This window comes from Pseudomonas sp. Pseusp11 (assembly GCF_047304405.1).
Taxonomy (GTDB): Bacteria; Pseudomonadota; Gammaproteobacteria; order Pseudomonadales; family Pseudomonadaceae; genus Aquipseudomonas.
Genome location: NZ_JBGLZF010000020.1, coordinates 51,349 through 71,696, shown reverse-complemented (window position 1 = coordinate 71,696; position 20,348 = coordinate 51,349). Strand labels below are relative to the sequence as shown.

Genomic DNA, 20,348 nt, shown 5'->3' with positions numbered 1-20,348 from the left:
GTCTGTTCATGAGTACCGATAACCGTGCCGCCGTCATCGAGGATTTCCTCAAGAAAATCCGCGTCATCCATCAGCGTGGCGTCGACCGTGCCGCGTTGACGGAGATCGTCGCCTTGCTCGAAACCCTTGCCGAGCGTCGCGATCTGTTCAATTTCGACACGTTCCCGGCGCCAGTGCCGGGGCAGGGCAGCACCGCGTTTCGCTACCGTCTGAACGACGATGGCGACACGCCGACGTTGTACCTCAACTCATTGTTGCCGGGCAAAAGCACCATCCCTCACAACCACGAAACCTGGGCGATCATCAGCGCCATCGAAGGCCAGGAAATCAACTACGTCTACACCCGTGATGACGAGGGCCGCGAGCCCGGGTTCACCACGTTGCACCTGGAAAAAGAAGTGATCGTGCAACCCGGCACGTCGATCTCGTTTCTCGGTGAAGACCTGCATGGCATCCGTGTCGAAGGCGAGCAGCCGACCCTGCATTTCCACCTGTACGGTTTGCCGCTGGAATCGCTCAACGGCCGCTACGGGGTCGAGGCCGACGGGCGCATTCTCAATTACAACGCCTCGCAAATGGCGCCGTCGATCAAGGCCTACGCATGATTGATCTTGCCGGGAAATCGCGGCCAACGAGTGCTCGGGCCCTGATACCAGGCATTTAAGCGATAGGCCGAGCAATGAATAACCTGTGGCGAGGGAGCTTGCTCCCGCTGGGCCGCGAAGCGGCCCCAAACAAAGAACTGCTACGCAGTCCGACGGGAGCAAGCTCCCTCGCCACAGGTTCAGTGCCACGCATAACTGACCGGATTTGGTCGCAGGCCCTTCAACAATATTCATTTTTTATTTTTCACACGGGACCCTCATGAGCCAGACCGTAACCCCAGGGCAACTGCAGCAATGGCTGTTCGACGGGCAGGAAATTGCTCTGTTTGATGTGCGTGAGCATGGCCAATATGGCGAAGCCCACCTGTTTCACGGGGTGAACCTGCCCTACAGTCGCCTGGAACTGGAGGTCCGACGCTTGGCGCCGAACCCTCAAGTGCGGCTGGTTATCTATGACCAGGACGGCGGGGACATCGCGGTGCGCTCTGCTCGGCGTTTGCAGGCGCTGGGGTACAGCCGCGTGCATGTTCTCGACGGCGGCGCCGATGCCTGGCAGGCGGCAGGCCTGCAACTGTTCGCGGGTGTGCATGTGCCGTCCAAAGCGTTTGGTGAGTTGGTGGAAGAGGCCAGTGATACGCCGCATGTCACCGCCAGGCAGTTAGCCGAATGGCAAGCCCGGGGCGAACCGCTGGTGGTGCTGGACGGTCGGCCGTTCGACGAATACCGCAAGATGACCATCCCCGGTTCTGTCTGCTGCCCGAATGGCGAACTGGGCTATCGCGTACAGGATCTGGTGCCGGATGACAGCACGCCGATCGTGGTCAATTGCGCCGGTCGAACCCGCAGCATTATCGGCGCCCAGACCTTGATCAATCTGGGGTTGAAGAACCCGGTCTACGCCTTGGAAAACGGTACGCAGGGCTGGTACCTGGAAGATTTCCGGCTGGAACATGGCAGCACCCGCCGCTATGCCGATGAGGTGTCATCGAAGACCTTGCCGCAACAACGCCTCGCCGCGGCACAACTGGCCGAGCGGGCCGGGGTAAAAACCGTTGCGGCGGCGCAGGTCGAGCAGTGGGCAGGGGAGGCCGCACGCAGTTTGTTTCTGTGCGATGTGCGCACTGCCGAGGAGTTTGTCGCCGGCAGTCTGTCGGGTGCGCAACACACGCCGGGTGGGCAATTGATTCAGTCTACCGACCTGTACATCGGCGTGCGTCAGGCGCGGTTGGTGCTGATCGACAGCGATGGTATACGGGCACCGATCGTTGCCAGTTGGCTTCGGCAGTTGGGGCATGAAGCTTATGTGCTGGAGGGTGGGGTGAGCAGCGGTCTGGCGTTATCGACGCATGAGACGCCCGCACACGAAGCGTTGCCGGTCATCACGGCACAAGCCTTGGCCGATGAGTTGAAGGATGACGCGGTAGCATTGATTGACCTGCGCCCGAGCATGACCTTCCGCAAAGGTCATATTGCCGGCTCACGCTGGTCGATCCGTTCGTTGCTGGCAAGTGAAGTGGCCGGTGAACAGCGACCTCTGGTGTTGCTGACCGATGACCCGCAGCTGGCAGCGTTCGCGGCGCTGGAATTGCCTGATGTTCAGCGTGCGCAAACCCGGCTGTTGGACGGTGGTGTCGACGCCTGGCGTACGGCGGGGTTTGTGCTGCAAGAGGATGCCAACACGCCGCCCGATCACCAGTGCATCGATTTTCTGTTCTTTACCCATGATCGCCACACCGGCAACAAAGACGCGGCGCGTCAGTATTTGGCTTGGGAAATCGGCCTGTTGGCGCAAATGAGCGCAGACGAAATCGCCAGCCTGAAACCGCTGCGTGCGCCGTCTCAAGCGACTCGTGATGCGCGGGTGCGTACCCGTCTGGTGCAGGCGGCGCGTACCGAAAAGGGCAGTGGCAGCCGGGGTGTCAACGTGCCGGTCACTCGCCTGAGCACAGTGCTGTTCGACAATCTGGCGCAAATGCGCGATGCCCGTGTTCGCCGTGACCGGGAGCGGGTGCTGAGCTATGGCGCCCGGGGTAATCCGACCGCTTTTGCCCTGGAAGATCTGGTGACGGAACTGGAGGGCGGTTACCGCACCCGATTGTTCGGCACCGGACTGGCGGCGGTGGTGCAGACGTTCCTGGCCTACTTGCGGCCCGGTGATCATGTGCTGATCACTGACGCGGTGTATGCGCCCGTGCGGCGTCTGGCTCGCGAACTGCTTGAGCCGTTCGGCATTCAGGTCAGCTACTTCGCGCCTGACGGCAGCGGGCTACAAACTCAACTGCAAGCCAACACCAAAATGGTCTACACCGAAGTGCCCGGCTCGCTGCTGTATGAACTCTGCGACCTGCCGGCCATCGCCGCGCTGTGCAAACCACGGGGCATTCTGTTGGCCGTCGATAACACCTGGGGCTCGGGCTACCTGTACCGGCCGCTGACGCTGGGCGCGGACATCTCGATCATGGCATTGACCAAGTACCTGTGCGGCCACAGCGATGTGGTCATGGGCAGCGTCTGTACCCGGCAAGAAGTCTGGCAGCCGCTGGCGTCCATGAGCGACACCTTTGGCATCGCCGTCAGCCCCGACGACGCCTGGCTGGTGCTGCGCGGCGCCCGAACCCTGGCGCCACGCCTGGAGGTGCACGAACGCCAGGCCCTGGAAATCGCTCATTGGCTACAGGCGCAACCGCAGGTGAAACGGGTGTTCCATCCGGCGTTGCCCGATCATCCCCATCATGCACTGTGGCGGCGGGACTTCACGGGCAGTAACGGACTGCTGTCCTTCGAACTGCGCGATGCCGACGCCACGTACGTAGAGCGCTTCATCGATGCGTTGCAGGTGTTTGGTCTGGGCGCGTCCTGGGGCGGCTATGAAAGCCTGATCACCGTCGCCGACACCCAGGATCGCAACAGTGCGGCAGATCGCGCATTGAACCCGGTGCTGCGGTTGCACATTGGCCTGGAAGATGTCGATGCATTGACCGAGGATTTGCAACGCGGGTTCGCCGCTATCGCGGACTAGGGCTTGCGCAGCAAAAGCAACAGCAACGCCGCAGCCGCCAGCACCGCACCGGCAATGAAGGTGCTGGCGGAACCCGAGGTTTCCCACAGTGCGCCGGCCAGTACGCTGGCGATCAACAGGCACACGCCGCTGATCAGATTGAACAGGCCGAACGCCGTGCCCCTGAGATGTTCGGGGGCGGTGTCGGCGATCAGCGTCGCGAGAATGCCCTGGCTGAACCCCATGTGCAGGCCCCACAGGGCCACGCCTGCCAGCATGGTCATGATTGAGTCCGCTTGCGCCAGCAGCAGGTCCGCCAGGATCAGTAATCCCATGCCGACACACAGCAACTTGGTGCGGCTGATCCGGTCGGACAACCAGCCGGCAGGGTAGGCCGACACCGCATACAGCAGCGACATGACCACCATCACCATCGGCACCCAAGTGGCCGTCAGGCCTGTTTGCTGGGCTTTCAAGACCAGAAAGGCCTCGCTGAAACGGGCCAGCGTGAAGAGCCCGCCGACGATGACCACCCACCAATAGCCGCGGGAAAACTCCCGTAAAACTTTCCAGTGGATAGGCGAGCGAAAGGTGTGTTTCCCGGTGACATCGGTAGGTTCTTTGACTCCACCGACAATCAGCGCCACTGATATCACCGCCGGGATCACCGCAAACCACAACACCAGATGGATCTGCCCGAGCCAGAGCATCAGTACGATCGCCAGAACCGGACCCAGAATCGCCCCCACGGTGTCCATCGACTGGCGCAAGCCGAAGCAGGCACCACGGATTTCGGCGGGGGCGACATCGGCGACCAGCGCATCGCGCGGCGCGCCACGAATGCCTTTGCCGATGCGGTCCAGAAAGCGTGCGGTAAATACCACATCAACCGAGTGCGCGAGGGGAAACAGCGGCTTCGCCAACGCCGCCAGACCGTAGCCCATCAACAGCAGGCCTTTACGCCGGCCGATAAAGTCGCTGATGGCGCCGGAGAATATTTTGACCACCATCGCCGTCGCCTCGGCAATGCCTTCGATCACCCCGACGGTCAGTGCGCTGGCGCCTAGGGTGGTGACCAGAAACACCGGCAGCAGGCTGTGCACCAGCTCTGACGAAAGGTCCATGAACAGGCTGACAAAGCCCAGGGCCCAGACTGTTCGTGGGATGCGCAGTGGCGTGGATTGGGCGTTGGCGAGGTTTTTGTTCACATCGAGTCCTCATCTGAACACCGGGCGCTGGTGGGCTGTCGCAGCCTGCGTGTGTTTGATTGTGGGCCAAAAGTCTACCGATGTATCGCGAGGCCGTGCTTGCACCGTGCGATATGTTTTTCACCCAACTGTCATTGTAAGCAACGATTCCTCTGGCTAGACTTCGGCCCATGAAACGTTATTTGCGGTGTTGTCTCATTTTCCTGATGTGCTTCGCGCTTCCGCTGAGTGGAATGGCGGGCATTCAGGCGCCCACGGAACCTTGCCCGATGAAAACCACGGGCATGGCGATGATGGGCGACATGGACCAAGACTGCTGCCAGGACATGAGCACCCCGTCCGAGCACGGCAAAGCCTGCAAGCCCGGTCAGGAGTGCAAGACCGGTGGCATGCTGCAAGTCAGCATCGCTAAACCTCCAGTCACCTTGTTCAACCCCGTCGTAACCACGTTTTTTGTAGACGCACTGCCTGTCCAGACCCCGTCCGGGGTATGGCGACCCCCTCGCGCCTGATTCCTGTTCCACGCTGAGCCCCATTCCGCCTTCACGGGATGGCGTTGCTGTGCGCCTTTGAAAGCGCGCAGTGGATCATCACAGGAATTGTGAACATGAACTCCATGTGCTTTCGCACAGGGTGGCCGCTGGCGGCTGCCCTGGCGGCAAGCGTGCTGGCTTTGCCGTGCGCTGCTGCCCCATTGACTCTCGACGAAGCCCTGCGGCTGGCTGACGACAACGCGCCGTCCCTCACAGCCCAGGCCGAAAAGCTCCAGGCGGCCAGAAGCGCCGCGATTCCTGCCGGCGAGTTGCCCGACCCCAAGCTGGTGCTGGGGGTGCAGAACTTTCCGGTGGGCGGTCCCGATCGCGGGACGCTGGATCACGATTTCATGACCATGCAAACGGTCGGTGTGATGCAGGAAATGCCCAATGGTGACAAGCGTCGGGCGCGCACTGAAGTTGCCGAGGCCGCGGTTGAGCTGGCCGCTGCGCAAGGGCGTGTCGAACGCCTGAATGTACGGCAGGCCACGGCGCTGGCCTGGATCGGCAGTTATTCGGTGGAGCTGAAACAGACGCTGTTCCAGGCGTTTTACCGCGAGAATCGGTTGTTGGCCGACACCGTTCGTGCACAGATCGCCAGCGGTCGGGCTCAGCCTGCCGATGCGGTGACACCGAAACAGGAAGCGGCGCAACTGGAAGAGCAACAAGACCAATTACTGCTGCAACGCGCGCAAGCCCGCGCGGCACTCAAGCGCTGGATTGGTTCTGCCGCCAACGAACAACCGGTCGGAAACTGGCCGCAATGGCCCATCGATACGTCGGGTTACGTCCACAAGCTTGAGCATCACCCCTCATTGGCGGCGTTTGCGCCAATGACCCGTGAGGCGCAGGCCAAAGTTCGTGAGGCCGAGGCTGACAAACGGTCCGACTGGAGTTGGGAGGTCGATTATCAGCGGCGCGGTCGGGAATTTGGCGACATGGTCAGCGTGCAATTCACCTTCGATCTGCCGCTGTTCCCCGACACCCGGCAGAACCCGAAGATCGCGGCAAAGCGTGCTGAGCTGAATCAACTGGAGGCCGAACGCGAAGCCCTGACCCGTGAGCACACCCAGCAACTGGAAGAACAACTGGCCGACTATCAACGGCTCGACCGTGCTGTGCGGCGTTATCAGGAGAGCCTGTTGCCGCTGGCCAAAGAAAAGGTCGAGTTGCTCATGGCCAGTTACCGAGCGGGTAAAGCTGATTTGTCGGCCGTCGTCGCCGCCCGGCGTGAATTGATCGACGCCCGCCTGAAGCAGATCGATGTCAACGAACAGAAAGCGCTGACCAGTGCTCGGCTGTATTTCGCGTATGGGGAGGCGGGTCAATGAGCATTCAGCGTTTCAAAGGTGTTCTGTGGGTTGGTGGCGCACTGGCGCTGGGCGGTGTCTGCGGTTACTGGCTTGCCCATAGAGCTGAGCCCGTCGTTCAAGGCACCATGACTCAGGACGAGCGCAAGGCCTTGTACTGGTACGACCCGATGTACCCGCAGCAAAAGTTCGACAAGCCCGGCAAGTCGCCTTTCATGGACATGGAACTGGTGCCGCGCTACGCCGACGGCGCCCAGGACACAGCCGCCGTGCAGATCGACGCGAGCGTGGCGCAGAACCTGGGCGTTCGTCTGGCTACCGTGACCCGTGGCGCTCAGGCTTCCAGCCTCGAAGCGGCAGGCGTGCTGACCTACAACGAACGGGATGTCGCGGTGATCCAGGCACGCACGCCGGGTTTTGTCGAACGGGTGTATGCCCGTGCGCCGGGCGATGTACTCAAGGCCGGTGCGCCATTGGCGGACATTCTGGTGCCTGAATGGGCCGCGGCCCAGGAAGAGTTCCTGGCACTCAAAAACGTGGGCGATGCCGGCCTGTTGGCGGCGGCCCGTCAACGCCTGCGTCTGACCGGAATGCCGGCGGCGTTGATCGCTCAGGTTGAGCGCAGCGGCAAGGTGCAGGCAAACCAGACCATCACCACTCCCACTGCCGGCGTGTTGCAGGAGTTGAATGTACGTGCCGGCATGACCCTGGCCGTCGGCGAGACGCTGGCCAGGGTCAACGGCCTTGATCGTGTGTGGCTGGCGGTGGCCGTGCCGGAATCGGCAGCCGGGGCAGTCCAGGTCGGTCAGACGGTAGAGGCCCGGCTGGCGACGTTCCCGGACGCAATCCTTCACGGTACGGTCAGTGCGATCCTGCCGCAAACCAGCGCGGACAGCCGAACCGTCAGCGTGCGGGTTGAATTGCCCAATCCTGACGGCCGCTTGCGCCCTGGCCTCACGGTGCAGGTGCGGTTGAACCGGTCGACTGAGCAAAGCGTGTTGTGGGTGCCTAGCGAGGCATTGATTCGCACTGGCCGGCGCGTGTTGGTAATGCTTGCCGAAGACGGCGGGCGCTATCGCCCGGTAGAGGTGCGGGCAGGCCAGGAAAACGATGGGCAAACGGCGGTTCTGAACGGTCTGGAGGAGGGGCAGCAGGTGGTGAGTTCGGGCCAGTTCTTGCTCGACTCGGAGGCCAGTCTCAAAGGGCTGACTGTTCAGCCCCTGGAACAAACCGGAGCCCAGCCATGATTGCCGCGCTGATTCGCTGGTCGGTGGCCAATCGTTTCCTAGTGCTGCTGGCGACCTTGTTTGTCACGGCCTGGGGCGTCTGGTCAGTCCAAAGTACCCCCATCGATGCACTGCCGGATCTCTCTGATGTTCAAGTGATCATTCGTACACCCTATGCAGGCCAGGCGCCGCAGATTGTCGAGAACCAGGTGACCTATCCCCTGGCAACCACCATGTTGTCGGTACCCGGTGCGAAGACCGTTCGCGGCTATTCCTTTTTCGGCGACAGCTTTGTCTACGTGTTGTTCGAGGATGGAACCGATTTGTATTGGGCGCGCTCGCGGGTGCTGGAGTACCTGAGCCAGGTCCAGAGTCGCCTGCCGGCCAGCGCCAAACCGGCATTGGGGCCGGATGCCACTGGGGTTGGCTGGATCTATCAGTACGCCCTGGTGGATCGCAGCGGCGGGCATGACCTCGCGCAACTGCGCGCCCTGCAGGACTGGTTCCTCAAGTTTGAGCTCAAGACGCTGCCCAACGTTGCCGAAGTGGCCACCGTGGGCGGGATGGTCAAGCAATATCAGGTTCAGCTCGACCCGCTGAGAATGGCCAGTCTGGGGATCACCCAGGCCCAGGTCACCGAGGCGATCGGCAAGGCCAATCAGGAAACCGGCGGTGCTGTGCTGGAGATGGCTGAAACCGAGTTTATTGTGCGCGCTTCGGGCTATCTGAAGACCCTCGATGACTTTCGTGCCATCCCCCTCAAGCTCGGCGTGGGCAGCGTGCCCGTCACCCTCGGCGATGTGGCGACGATTCAACTGGGGCCGGAGATGCGTCGTGGTATCACTGAACTCGACGGCAAAGGCGAGACCGTGGGCGGCGTGGTTATTTTGCGCAGTGGCAAGAATGCCCGCGAAACCATTGCGGCGGTTAAAACGAAGCTTGATGAATTGAAACGCAGCTTGCCGCCCGGTGTGGAGATTGTCACCACCTACGACCGCAGCAAGTTGATCGATCGAGCCGTGGAGAACCTCACCCACAAGTTGATCGAGGAGTTCATCGTCGTCGCGCTGGTCTGCGGGATTTTCCTGTGGCATCTACGCTCGGCGCTGGTGGCAATCATCTCGTTGCCGATTGGGGTGCTGATTGCTTTTATCGTCATGCGTCATCAAGGAATAAACGCCAACATCATGTCCCTGGGCGGGATCGCGATTGCCATCGGTGCGATGGTCGATGCCGCGGTGGTGATGATCGAGAACGCCCACAAGAAGATCGAGGCCTGGCATGTCAGTCATCCGTCGGAAGAACTCAAAGGTGAGCGTCACTGGCAAGTGATGATCGACGCGGCGGTGGAGGTAGGGCCGGCGCTGTTCTTTTGTCTGTTGATCATCACGCTGTCGTTTATTCCGGTGTTTACTCTGGAGGCTCAGGAAGGGCGTTTGTTCGGGCCCCTGGCGTTCACCAAAACCTACGCCATGGCCGCCGCGGCAGGGCTGTCGGTGACTCTGGTGCCGGTGTTGATGGGCTACTGGATTCGCGGGCGGATCCCTGACGAACGACAAAACCCACTGAATCGCTGGTTGATCAGGCTCTATCAACCGTTGCTGGACGCGGTGCTGCGCCGACCGAAAATCACCCTGTTGGCTGCGTTGCTGATCTTCGTCAGCGCGTTGTGGCCGATGTCTCACTTAGGGGGCGAGTTCCTGCCGCCGCTGGATGAAGGTGATCTGCTGTACATGCCTTCGGCGCTGCCGGGATTGTCTGCACAGAAAGCGGCGCAGTTGCTGCAACAGACGGACCGGCTGATCAAAACCGTGCCGGAAGTCGAACACGTTTTCGGCAAGGCCGGTCGTGCCGAAACAGCCACCGACCCGGCACCGCTGGAGATGTTTGAAACCACTATCCAGTTCAAGCCACATGAACAATGGCGCCCAGGAATGACCCAGGAAAAACTGGTGGAAGAACTGGATCGAGTGGTCCGTGTCCCGGGGCTGACCAATATCTGGATTCCGCCGATCCGCAACCGTATCGATATGCTCGCCACCGGTATCAAAAGCCCGATCGGGATCAAGGTTTCCGGTAGCGATCTGGCACAAATCGACATGGCCACACAGGGTGTCGAGCGCGCTGCCAAGGGCGTACCGGGCGTCAGTTCCGCGCTGGCCGAACGTTTGACCGGTGGGCGCTATATCGATGTGGACATTGACCGTAAGGCTGCCGCTCGTTATGGACTCAATATTGCCGATGTGCAATCGATCGTGGCCGGTGCCATTGGCGGTGAAAACGTTGGCGAAACCATCGAGGGGCGTGCGCGTTTTCCGATCAATGTGCGTTATCCCCGCGAGTGGCGCGATTCTCTCGGCGCTCTGGAGCAACTGCCGATCTACACGCCGCTGGGAGGCCAGATCACTCTCGGCACGGTGGCCAAGGTCAAGGTGACTGACGGGCCACCGATGCTCAAGAGTGAAAACGCCAGACCTTCCGGCTGGGTGTATATCGACGTGCGTGGGCGGGACATCGCCTCAGTGGTCACCGACCTGCGTCGGGTGGTCAATGAGCAGGTCAAATTGCAGCCCGGCATGAGCCTTAGCTATTCCGGGCAGTTCGAGTTCCTCGAACGGGCCAACGCGCGACTCAAGCTGGTAGTGCCGGCCACGCTGCTGATCATTTTTGTGCTGCTTTACCTGACGTTCGCGCGTTTCGACGAAGCCTTGCTGATTATGGCAACACTGCCTTTTGCCCTTGCGGGCGGTGTGTGGTTTCTCTATTGGCTCGGCTTCAATCTGTCGGTGGCCACGGGTGTCGGCTTCATTGCGCTGGCCGGTGTGTCCGCCGAGTTTGGCGTGATCATGCTGCTCTATCTGAAGAACGCCTGGGCCGAGCGTGAAGACGCTGGCGATTGCACTGAGCGCGGGCTGGTCGCCGCGATTCGTGAGGGGGCGGTGCAACGCGTCCGACCCAAGGCCATGACGGTGGCGGTGATCATTGCCGGTCTGTTACCGATCCTGCTGGGCGGCGGCACCGGCAGTGAAGTCATGAGCCGCATCGCCGCGCCGATGGTCGGCGGAATGATCACCGCGCCCCTGCTTTCTCTGTTTGTCATCCCGGCAGCGTATCGCTTGATGCGCCGCCGTCAGCTCCAGCTTGAACCCAACCACACTCAAGGAAAAATCCAATGAAACTGACTCTGATCGCAACGGCAAGCACCTTGGTCGCGCTTGCTTTTCCTGCCCACGCAGCGCAGATGCCGGGTATGAACATGGACGATATGAACATGGACGGCACACCGACGAAGCAGCAGGCAGCGCAGGCGCCAGTGGCTAAGGCGACGGGAACGGTCAAAGCCATCGACAATACGAAACACACACTGACCATTGCTCACGGTGCTGTGCCGGCAGTGCAATGGCCGCCGATGACCATGGGGTTTCGGGCCACAGAGGAGCAACTGGCCTCGGTGAAGGTCGGGGATAAGGTGAACTTCGAATTTCAGCTTGAGGGTGCGACCGCTACGATCACATCGATTGAAATCGTGAAATAGCGCTCAGCCTTCCCGGCGGCACGAATGTGATTCGGCCGCCGGGTCGTCTGGTTCAAAGGTTCTGGCTGAGAAAGAGCAACGTATTGCCATGCGCCTCGACCGCCGCCCGCTGGTTGTAGCTGTCACGGTGCGAGCAGTTGAAGCCATGCTCGGCCCCCGGATACACCTCGATATCGACGTCGTCGTTGAACTCGAAACGCTCGGCGATTTGCTTCACGGCATCGATGGGGATGTGGCTGTCCTGTTCGCCGAAGTGCATCAGCAGCGGCACCTTGATTTCACCGGCCCGATCCAGCTGGTTCTGAATGCCGCCGCCGTAATAGGCGATCGCCACGTCGACGAAACCGTTGGCCGCGGTGTTGTACGACAGCATGCCGCCGAAGCAGAAACCGATGGAGGCGATCCTGCCGTCCAGCCCGGTATGCGTCTTCAGGGTGTCGATGGCCAGTTTGATGTCTGCCTGGGCCTTGGTGGTGTCGGTGGCGATCATCAATTCGACAGCGCGTTTCCAGCCAGCTTCGTCGTAGCCCAGTTCGATACGGTGGCCGTCGCGCCAGAACAGATCCGGCGCGATGACCAGGTAGCCGTCGGCGGCGTATTGTTCGGCGACCGAGCGGATATGTTCGTTGACCCCGAAGATTTCCTGAATCAGCACGATCCCCGGCCCTTTACGGGTGTGGGGGATGGCCAGGTAAGCGCCGAAGGTGCCTTCGGGGCTGCTGATTTCGATCCATTGGCTGGTTACGCTCATGATGGCTCCTTTACACAAGTTGGATGGGGGTATCGAGACGCTGGCGTATCAGCGGTGATTGCGCCGCCAGAAGAGTCGAACCAACAACGCGTCCATGCTGAGTTTGCCGGCCCCCGAGAACAACAACGGCATGAGGGCTACGAGGTAGATCAACGGCAGTTTGAAGTTGCCGTGGCCCTTGTTGCTGATGGCATAACCCTGGGCAAGTTCACTCAATGTAGACCAATCGGCCGGCCAGTGGACGGCAGCGGTCGCGACGACCGTGACCACTACCAGAATAATCGCCGAGAGCCGTGTCCCGAGGCCTGCCAGCAGGGTGAGGGCACAGATCAGCTCGGCCCACATCGCCAGTTCCCAGTTCAGCGAGGCGGGAACGTGGTTGAAGGGAAACGGGAAGCGGTCCTGGATGTCGGCGAACCAATTCTGGCCGTTCCATTTTTCGAGCCCTGACTCGAAAAACTCCCAGGCCAGAAACAGCCGCAGGGTAAGGGGGGCGATCCAGTTGCCGACGCGGTCGAGGTTCAGGTGCAGGCCTTGGATGGCCGACGAAAGTGAAGTGTTCATGGGTTTGATCTCCGGGGATTCATTGTGGGAGCGAACTGTGGCGAGGGGGCTTGTCGGAACGCCGCACCGCCCCGTTTGAGTGCGTAGCACTCACAAGATCTTTGATGCATCAGAGATTTTGGGGCTGCTTCGCAACCCAACGGGGCGGTGCGGCGTTCCGACAAGCCCCCTCGCCACAAAAGCCCGATCCCACGGGGGATTGGTGGTGTTGTTGAGGTTTTATTCGGTCAATAGCGTGTTTCTGGCGGACCGTTTGTACTTCTGCGCAATCTTGCCCAGCAGCCGAACGACAATCGCCGAAAACATCAGGCCGAACGGCAGGACGTACCAGGCGCTCAGGGGGATGCGTTTGAAGTTGGAAAAGGCGAACACCGCCGCGATCACCCACATGCCGCTGGTGTGCAGGGCTTTCCAGGTTTTGGGGCCGATCAGGCGCGCCGTGGTTTTGAATGAGGTCAACGCCATCAACAGAATGAACAGGTAACCGACCGAACCCGGAATATTGCCAACCGTGGTGCGCCCGGGCCAGAACTCGGGGTTCAATTGGCCGTAGCTGTAGATCAGAACGGCGTGGACCAGATGGGAAAACGCGAAGGCCAGGCCGATGAAGCGTCGTTCACGCACCAGCGAGCGGCTGAAAGGCGAGGGCACCAGCACCGCCAGGGCCGATGCAGTGAACGCAGCGAGAAACAGCGCAAACGAAGTGCGTGCGGTGGCGCGAATGGCGATGCGGGTGGCTTCCACCAGGTCGGGGTTGAACAGCAGAATCAGGCCGGTCATCAACAGCACCAGCATGGCCAGCAGGCCAAACAGCGACCAGCCATGGTAACGGGGGACTCGGGTCATCATGACAACACTCCTGAGCAATTGCCGACCCGGTTTGCCGGTAGTCAGCGGACGACAGAAGTGTTGCAATCAGCTGTATTGGCGATATGTCTGAAAGACCGCCCGGTGCAAGTTGGTGTATCCCGGGCCGCGACAGATACATTCGCGTACAAAACTGTGATTCAGCGCCGACCAGCGGCGTCTAGCGACAGTGTCCCCGCAATCCCATGGGGCGAGACTTCGGAACCCGGCATGCAAGCGCTGTTGAACGAGATCCTTGACGCAGTCCGACCGTTGATCGGTCAGGGCAAAGTGGCTGACTACATTCCCGCCCTCGGCGAGGTACCGGGCAATCAATTGGGCATTGCCGTCTATGGCAATGACGGCGAGTTGTTTTGCGCGGGGGACGCCGACACGCCGTTCTCGGTGCAGAGTATCTCCAAGGTGTTCAGCCTGGTGCAGGCCATCGAACACTCCGGCGAAGCGATTTGGGAACGCCTGGGCCACGAGCCATCCGGCCAGCCGTTCAACTCGCTGGTGCAGCTGGAATTCGAGCGCGGGCGCCCACGCAATCCCTTCATCAACGCCGGCGCATTGGTTATCTGCGACATCAATCAATCGCGCTTTGCCGCTCCGGCGTTGTCGATGCGCGATTTTGTCCGGCGCTTGTCCGGCAACCCGAACATCATGGTGGACGGCAAGGTCGCCGAGTCCGAATACCAGCACCGCGCGCGCAACGCGGCCATGGCTTACCTGATGCAGTCGTTCGGCAACTTTCATAACGATGTCGAAGCGGTGCTGCGCAGCTACTTCAGCCATTGCGCGCTGCGCATGAGTTGCGTGGACCTGGCCCGGGCGTTCTGCTTCCTGGCCAACGACGGTTTCTGCAAACACAGCGGCGCACAGATCCTCAGCGCCCGCCAGACCCAACAAGTCAACTCGATCATGGCCACCAGCGGGCTGTACGACGAAGCGGGCAACTTTGCCTATCGCGTCGGTCTGCCGGGCAAGAGCGGCGTGGGCGGAGGCATTGTCGCGGTGGTGCCGGGGCAATTCACGGTGTGCGTCTGGTCCCCGGAATTGAACGCCGCCGGCAACTCGCTCGCTGGCATGGCGGCGCTGGAGTTGTTGAGTCAGCGGATTGGCTGGTCGGTGTTCTAGAGCGGTGTAGGCGGGGGGCGATAATGACGCTACGGAAAATTTGCTATACATTTTCCGACCGCCCCCTGCATGGTGAAACCGCTTCATGTCTCTTGCGCTCGAACGTCTAGTCGCCGGCACGCCGATCCCTTTTGCTGGTAATCGTGTCACTGTCGTCAGCCCCGAACTGGCGGCGCGCTTTCAGCCCGGCGACCATCTGCTGGTGGAGCAGGTCAGCGGCGAGTTGTTGCTGATCCCGGTGGCGGATCAGCACGCGGCGACGGTCGCCATCGAGCGCGCCGAGGCGGCGTTTGCCGCAATGTCCAGCGTTTCGGATCACGCCATCAGCGAGTTCTTCGATCGCTTCGCGCAACGCCTGGAAACCCCGGAATGCTGGGCCTTGATTGCAGCCGCCAACCTGGCCGACATCGAGCGGGCCAAGGCGCGCGGGCGTTCCACCACGCGATTGCTGGCCGATGAGCGCATGCGCCGCGACATGATCGCAGGCCTGCGGGCCTGGCGCGATGCACCGGCCACCCGCGGTCAAGTCGTGAGCTGCGTCGAGCACGACGGCTGGAAAGTCGAACAGGTGGTTTCGCCGCTGGGCATCGTCGCTTTTGTGTTCGAAGGCCGGCCGAATGTCTTCGCCGACGCTGCCGGTGTGCTACGCACTGGTAACACCGCGGTGCTGCGCATTGGCAGCGACGCGTTGGGCACCGCCCAGGCCATCGTCACCCATGCATTGAATCCGGCACTGGCCGATGCCGGGTTGCCGAGCGGTGCGGTGTCGCTGGTCGAAAGTGTCAATCACGCCGCCGGCTGGGCAATGTTCGCCGACCGGCGCCTGTCGCTGGCCGTGGCCCGTGGTTCGGGGCGTGCGGTCAGCCAGTTGGGCAGCATCGCGCAACAGGCCGGCACCGCCGTCAGCCTGCACGGCACCGGTGGCGCCTGGATGATCGCGAATAAAGATGCCGATGCCCAGCGCTTCGCCGCCGTGGTGCGCAATTCGCTGGACCGCAAAGTCTGCAACACCTTGAACGTTTGCCTGATCCACCGCGACCGAGCAGCCGAACTGGTGCCGCTGTTTCTCGATGCACTGCAACAGGCCGGCACCGCTCGGGGCCAGGGCTGCAAACTGCACATCGTTGAGGGCAGCGAGCAGCATTTGCCGAGCGATTGGCGCACCGCGAGCGTCGAGGTGTACCGCGCCGAAGGCTATCAGACCGAAGCACAGGCCGAACCGCTGCCTGAGGACCAATTGGGCCGCGAGTGGGAATGGGAAGAAACCCCGGAAGTCAGCCTGAAGATCGTCGACGATCTGGATCAGGCCATCGCCTTGTTCAACCGCTACAGCCCGCAATTCACCGTGTCGCTGATCAGTGAAGATGCGCAGGCGCAGGCGCGTTTCTACAACGCGGTCAACGCGCCTTTTGTCGGCAACGGGATCACCCGCTGGGTCGACGGACAGTACGCACTGAACAAGCCGGAGCTGGGGCTTTCGAACTGGGAAAGTGGCCGCCTGTTTGCGCGCAGCGCGATTCTCTCGGGTGATGGCGTGTTCACGATCCGCAGCCGCATGACCCAGGTGGATCTGTCGGTCAAACGCTGAGAGCGGTAAGTTAAGCTACGCTCCCACGGATTTTCGTCGCTCATCAGGAGCCGCCGGCCGCAGGCAACGGTACGCACTATACTTATTGTGTGTCCGTGTCTGCGCGGGGACGGACAGCGCATCTGATTACGTGTGAGAGGATTGCGCCATGAAACTTCATGACTTCCAAGATTACTCCCATGGTCTGGAAACGGTCGTTCACGACACGTGGATTACCACCCGGGTGAAGTCGGCCCTGGCATTGGCCGATACCACCCTTGGCCTGAATGTCCATGTCAGAACCCATGCGGGTGCGGTGGCATTGAGCGGTCGCGTCAATACCCATAGACAGTGCGAGCAGGCTGTTGCTTTGGCCCGCACAGTTCCAGGTGTCGTCAACATCGATGCCAGCGAATTGCTCACTCACGTGTTCACGCCAGGCAGTTTTCCAGAAGCGCCAAACGCTGAAGACACACCTGAACGTCGGCCACAATCGTCAGCCAAGACGGACGACAAATAACAGGGGCGATCGTGTGAGTGGCACCTTCCCGGTCGGGAATCGAGGACGGGCGCAGTAGCGCGCCTGTCCACTTTATAACGCTGCGCGAAGCCTGGCGCAGCTTGTGCGGTCGACACCTTCAGGCGGCTTCGACCGTTTTGCCGTGCACGGCGCAAGTGCCTGGGTGTTCGGCCAGCGACACAAAGCTGTGACTGCCGGCATCCAGGGCATCGACCGAGCCGGTTTCGATGTCATAGACCCAGCCATGCAGGTTCAACAGGCCTTTTTCCAGGGCCAGGCGCACGCTCGGGTGGGTCTGGATATTCGCCAGTTGGGCGATCACGTTTTCCCGCACCATCGAACTGACCTTGGCCGCGTCGCTGGCATGAGGGCGGGCTTCGTTGATCACCTTGGCCGACTCGGCGTGCTGCAACCAGCCGCTGACAGCGGGCAGGTGATCCATGCATTTGCACTGGGCAATGGCGGTCATGGCGCCACAGTCCGAATGCCCGCAGATTACGATGTCCGTCACGCCCAATACCGCGACCGCATATTCCACCGTGGCCGACACGCCGCCCGGATGCGGGCTGTAAGAGGGTACGATATTGCCGGCATTGCGTACCACGAACAGTTCGCCGGGCTCTTGCTGGGTCAGCAGTTCCGGCACCACGCGGCTGTCGGAACAGGTGATGAACAAGGTGCCGGGATGCTGGGTGGTGGCCAGGTGTTTGAACAGGTCGGTACGTTGCGGAAACGCTTCTTTCTGAAACTTCAATAAACCTTCGATGAGCGCTTTCATGGCGGACTTCCTTGCAATGAATGAGGGGGCGTAGCAGCTGCCGAGCCTGCGAGGCTGCGTTCGGCGGTGGAGCCGTCGTAAACCCGGTGCACACGGTCTACCTGAAAGACCGCGCTGCTTGATTTCACGACTGCTTCGCAGCCGAACGCAGCCTCGCAGGCTCGGCAGCTGCTACGGGGTATCGCTTGCTAAAGGTGGCCAGTTACTTAGAACGGGCGCAGCGGCAGGAACTTGCCGTCCAGGGTAATCACGGCGCGGGAGCCGCCTTCCGGGTCTTCGACCTTTTTCAGGTCCAGCTTGAAGTTGATCGCACTGATGATGCCGTCGCCGAACTGCTCGTGAACCAGGGCTTTGAGCGTGGTGCCGTAGATCTGGATCATTTCGTAGAAGCGGTAGATGGTCGGGTCGGTCGGAACACCCGACAGACTGCCGCGCAGCGGGATGATTTGCAGGCGGGCCACGGTGTCGGCGTCCAGCTCGAGTTTTTCGCCGATCACTCTGGCGGCGGCTTCTGGCAGAGGATGCTGGCCGAGCAGGGCGGCGGTGACGTAGGCCAGACCCAGGCCGGTGCCGTCGGTCAGATCCTGCCAGGACAGATTCTTGCGCGCCTTGGCATCGAGGATCGAAGTGGTCAGGGCCAGACTAGTGTCCTGGTAAGCGTGGGACTGTTGCATGGTGTGACTCCTATCGGTTGTGGCTGGAAAGTGGAGTCATCTTCGGTTGATTGATTCATAGCGTCCAAGATCGATATACAATGCTTTGCATAAGTCCTGCCTATAGATGATGAGCCCCATGCTGCTCCGACATTTGCGCTACCTGCTGGCGGTCGCCGACCACGGCGGCTTCACCCGCGCCGCCGAGGCGTTGCACGTCTCCCAACCAACGTTGTCCCAGCAGATCCGGCAGCTGGAGGAAACCCTGGGTGTCAGCCTGTTCGACCGTACCTCGCGCACGGTCAGAGCGACCGACGCGGGGCAGGCCTATATCGAATGTGCCCGGCGGGTGCTGGTGGAACTGGAAGCGGGCAAACGCGCGCTGCATGACGTGAAGGACTTGTCTCGCGGCACCTTGCGACTGGCCATGACGCCAACGTTCATGGCGTATCTGGTGGGGCCGCTGGTGCGCGATTACGCGGCGAAGTTTCCGAACATCCATCTGCAGATTTTCGAGTTATCGATGGATGACATCGAGGCGGGGTTGCTTGATGACTCGCTGGACATTGCCATTGCCTTCACCCCGGTGAGGAGCCCGGATATCGAGTGCGTGCCGGCGTTTGTCGAGACTCTGGGCGTGATGGTCGGGCACCGTCATCCGTTGTACGAACGGCAGAACCCGCTATCACCCAAGGAGGTGGCGCAACTGGAATTCGCGTTGCTGACGCCGGACTTCATCACCCGATCCTCGATCGACGAGTATTTTCGGCAACAGCACATCACACCCAAGGTGGCGATCGAGGTGAACTCGGTGAGTACGTTGCTGGAAGTCATTCGCCACACGCCAATGGCCACCATTCTCCCGGAGCCCATCGCCACGGCAGAACGGGCATTGCGCCGGATTGAATTACAGGGCGAGGCACCCCGGCGCGACGCGGCGTTGCTGCGCAGGAAGAACAACTATCACAGTGCCGCGTCTGTGGCGTTCGCGAACCTGGTGATGGCCGGCAGCACCAGTGTGTGAATCAATCATCCACCGACTGGCAGATGCCATTGCCGCCTTTCTTGCTGGTATAGGTCACGGCTACCGTGTCGTCATCCGCGATGTTGATCGAGATCGTCACATCCGGCCCCTTGGCCTCGAAAAGGCGATCATTGATCATTTTGGTCTGGGCTTCTTTGCTGTTGATCATCACCGGACCATCCTGGTCGGCGTGGACCATGATTTTCCCGGGGCAGTCCACATCGAAGGCGGGAACGCCGGGAACACTGTTTCCATAAGCTGCACTTGCCAATGCCAATAGCATGAATGTCAGGGTTGTTTTCATCGCAGACCTCCAGCGGATAAACCGATGTCCAGCGCACTGTTAACCATAGCCCTGTTCTTTTGACCCGGTGCGAAGTTAGAGGTGCAGGCACGACAAACAAAAAAAGGCCCCGCTCGATAAAACGAGCGGGGCCTTCTTGTGTTTGGGAGAGATCAGTACAACCGATCAATCACCCGGACTTCATTCTGGTTCTGCAGCGAGGCCCACGCCTGTTTCAGCGTTTGCAGCACGTTGCCGATGAAGTCCTTGTCGGCCGCGGCTTTCTTGCCGACATAGCCCTGGCCGCGACGGTACATCTTCATGCGGGCCAGCAGGTTCTGGTTGTTCTTGTCGAACTCTTCTTCGTGGGCATGGGGCGACAGGCAGTCGATATGGACCTGGCCCGATTTGCTGATCCACAGAATATGGCTGTCTTGGCTGTCTTTTTGCGCAGCGAACAAGCGAGCCAGTTCATCGATAGTAGGTTGATTGTTCAGATTCATAGTAAGCCCCTTGACCATTTGGTGATCTTTCAAAGTTGATTCGCTAATACAGGTAGCCCATCGGTTAGTTGATCCCTGGCACCGAAACCAGGACGTCAGCGGTCGACCGTCAATACGACGGGGTCGCGCATCTGTTGCATGTAGTCGTGTTGAATAACTGCTACGCAATAGCGTCACAACGAAGAGAAGCAGCGAAAACCTGGAGGCCACTGCCGACGTTTTCAGGGTCGGCCACAAGCTTCATGAGGATTGATCGCCAGCGCTTCTCGCCCTTGTACTGGACGTTCAGGCCAGGTCAGCTTCT

At 60.8% G+C, this 20,348-nt stretch carries 19 protein-coding genes; 11 read left to right on the top strand and 8 right to left on the bottom strand.

The window, feature by feature from the left end; genetic code table 11:
* The first annotated feature begins 8 nt into the window (after window positions 1-8).
* Complete coding sequence (locus ACCC96_RS17835; RefSeq protein WP_413696465.1) at window positions 9-605, top strand: cysteine dioxygenase; 597 nt, start codon at window positions 9-11, stop codon at window positions 603-605.
* A gap of 259 nt (window positions 606-864) precedes the next feature.
* A complete protein-coding gene (gene metC / locus ACCC96_RS17830; protein WP_413696464.1) occupies window positions 865-3,624 on the top strand; it encodes a cystathionine beta-lyase in 2,760 nt (919 codons plus the stop codon).
* Here metC and ACCC96_RS17825 read toward each other — a convergent pair.
* On the bottom strand, window positions 3,621-4,811 hold the full coding sequence (locus ACCC96_RS17825) for an MFS transporter (RefSeq protein ID WP_413696463.1): 1,191 nt from the start codon (window positions 4,809-4,811) through the stop codon (window positions 3,621-3,623). The genes metC and ACCC96_RS17825 overlap by 4 nt on opposite strands.
* A 170-nt stretch (window positions 4,812-4,981) precedes the next feature.
* On the opposite strand from ACCC96_RS17825, the gene ACCC96_RS17820 reads away from it, so the two are divergent.
* From ACCC96_RS17820 to ACCC96_RS17800, 5 genes are all read left to right on the top strand, one after another.
* The gene (locus ACCC96_RS17820) at window positions 4,982-5,323 is read left to right on the top strand and encodes a hypothetical protein (RefSeq protein WP_413696462.1); all 342 of its coding nucleotides are present in this window, start codon (window positions 4,982-4,984) and stop codon (window positions 5,321-5,323) included.
* Between the two features lie 95 nt (window positions 5,324-5,418).
* Window positions 5,419-6,675 carry a TolC family protein gene (locus tag ACCC96_RS17815; RefSeq protein ID WP_413696461.1) on the top strand — a complete coding sequence of 419 codons (1,257 nt, stop codon included), beginning with the start codon at window positions 5,419-5,421 and terminating at the stop codon, window positions 6,673-6,675.
* A complete protein-coding gene (locus ACCC96_RS17810; RefSeq protein WP_413696460.1) occupies window positions 6,672-7,901 on the top strand; it encodes an efflux RND transporter periplasmic adaptor subunit in 1,230 nt (409 codons plus the stop codon). Before ACCC96_RS17815 ends, ACCC96_RS17810 begins: the two co-directional genes overlap by 4 nt.
* A complete protein-coding gene (locus tag ACCC96_RS17805; RefSeq protein ID WP_413696459.1) occupies window positions 7,898-11,056 on the top strand; it encodes an efflux RND transporter permease subunit in 3,159 nt (1,052 codons plus the stop codon). Before ACCC96_RS17810 ends, ACCC96_RS17805 begins: the two co-directional genes overlap by 4 nt.
* Window positions 11,053-11,415 carry a copper-binding protein gene (locus ACCC96_RS17800; RefSeq protein ID WP_413696458.1) on the top strand — a complete coding sequence of 121 codons (363 nt, stop codon included), beginning with the start codon at window positions 11,053-11,055 and terminating at the stop codon, window positions 11,413-11,415. Before ACCC96_RS17805 ends, ACCC96_RS17800 begins: the two co-directional genes overlap by 4 nt.
* Window positions 11,416-11,467: 52 nt before the next feature.
* Here the strand turns inward: ACCC96_RS17800 and ACCC96_RS17795 are convergent, their stop codons facing one another.
* The 3 genes from ACCC96_RS17795 to ACCC96_RS17785 form a co-directional block, all read right to left on the bottom strand.
* Window positions 11,468-12,166, bottom strand: coding sequence for a dienelactone hydrolase family protein (locus tag ACCC96_RS17795; RefSeq protein ID WP_413696457.1), 699 nt, complete (start codon window positions 12,164-12,166; stop codon window positions 11,468-11,470).
* A 48-nt stretch (window positions 12,167-12,214) separates the two neighbouring features.
* Entirely contained in the window at window positions 12,215-12,730 is a 516-nt protein-coding gene (locus ACCC96_RS17790) for a DoxX family protein (protein ID WP_413696456.1), read from the bottom strand.
* A 219-nt stretch (window positions 12,731-12,949) separates the two neighbouring features.
* Entirely contained in the window at window positions 12,950-13,579 is a 630-nt protein-coding gene (locus ACCC96_RS17785) for a ferric reductase-like transmembrane domain-containing protein (RefSeq protein WP_413696455.1), read from the bottom strand.
* 228 nt (window positions 13,580-13,807) lie between these two features.
* Between ACCC96_RS17785 and glsB the strand changes: the two genes are divergently transcribed.
* The 3 genes from glsB (at window position 13,808) to ACCC96_RS17770 (ending at window position 16,803) form a co-directional block, all read left to right on the top strand.
* Entirely contained in the window at window positions 13,808-14,716 is a 909-nt protein-coding gene (gene glsB / locus ACCC96_RS17780) for a glutaminase B (protein ID WP_018929762.1), read from the top strand.
* Window positions 14,717-14,801: 85 nt separating this feature from the next.
* Window positions 14,802-16,304 (top strand): aldehyde dehydrogenase family protein, encoded by a 1,503-nt coding sequence (locus ACCC96_RS17775; RefSeq protein ID WP_413696454.1) that lies wholly within the window; start codon window positions 14,802-14,804, stop codon window positions 16,302-16,304.
* A gap of 148 nt (window positions 16,305-16,452) precedes the next feature.
* A complete protein-coding gene (locus ACCC96_RS17770) occupies window positions 16,453-16,803 on the top strand; it encodes a BON domain-containing protein (protein WP_413696453.1) in 351 nt (116 codons plus the stop codon).
* A 118-nt stretch (window positions 16,804-16,921) separates the two neighbouring features.
* Here the strand turns inward: ACCC96_RS17770 and ACCC96_RS17765 are convergent, their stop codons facing one another.
* Window positions 16,922-17,581, bottom strand: coding sequence for a carbonic anhydrase (locus ACCC96_RS17765; protein WP_018929758.1), 660 nt, complete (start codon window positions 17,579-17,581; stop codon window positions 16,922-16,924).
* 206 nt (window positions 17,582-17,787) lie between these two features.
* Window positions 17,788-18,255 (bottom strand): cyanase, encoded by a 468-nt coding sequence (gene cynS, locus ACCC96_RS17760; RefSeq protein ID WP_305480705.1) that lies wholly within the window; start codon window positions 18,253-18,255, stop codon window positions 17,788-17,790.
* A 118-nt stretch (window positions 18,256-18,373) separates the two neighbouring features.
* Here cynS and cynR point away from each other — a divergent pair, with 118 nt between their 5' ends.
* Complete coding sequence (cynR, locus tag ACCC96_RS17755; protein WP_413696452.1) at window positions 18,374-19,258, top strand: transcriptional regulator CynR; 885 nt, start codon at window positions 18,374-18,376, stop codon at window positions 19,256-19,258.
* Between the two features lies 1 nt (window position 19,259).
* Here cynR and ACCC96_RS17750 read toward each other — a convergent pair whose 3' ends face one another.
* Together ACCC96_RS17750 and ACCC96_RS17745 are read right to left on the bottom strand one after the other, a co-directional pair.
* On the bottom strand, window positions 19,260-19,562 hold the full coding sequence (locus ACCC96_RS17750) for a hypothetical protein (RefSeq protein ID WP_413696451.1): 303 nt from the start codon (window positions 19,560-19,562) through the stop codon (window positions 19,260-19,262).
* Window positions 19,563-19,714: 152 nt separating this feature from the next.
* Window positions 19,715-20,044 carry a hypothetical protein gene (locus ACCC96_RS17745; protein WP_413696450.1) on the bottom strand — a complete coding sequence of 110 codons (330 nt, stop codon included), beginning with the start codon at window positions 20,042-20,044 and terminating at the stop codon, window positions 19,715-19,717.
* Window positions 20,045-20,348: the final 304 nt, after the last annotated feature.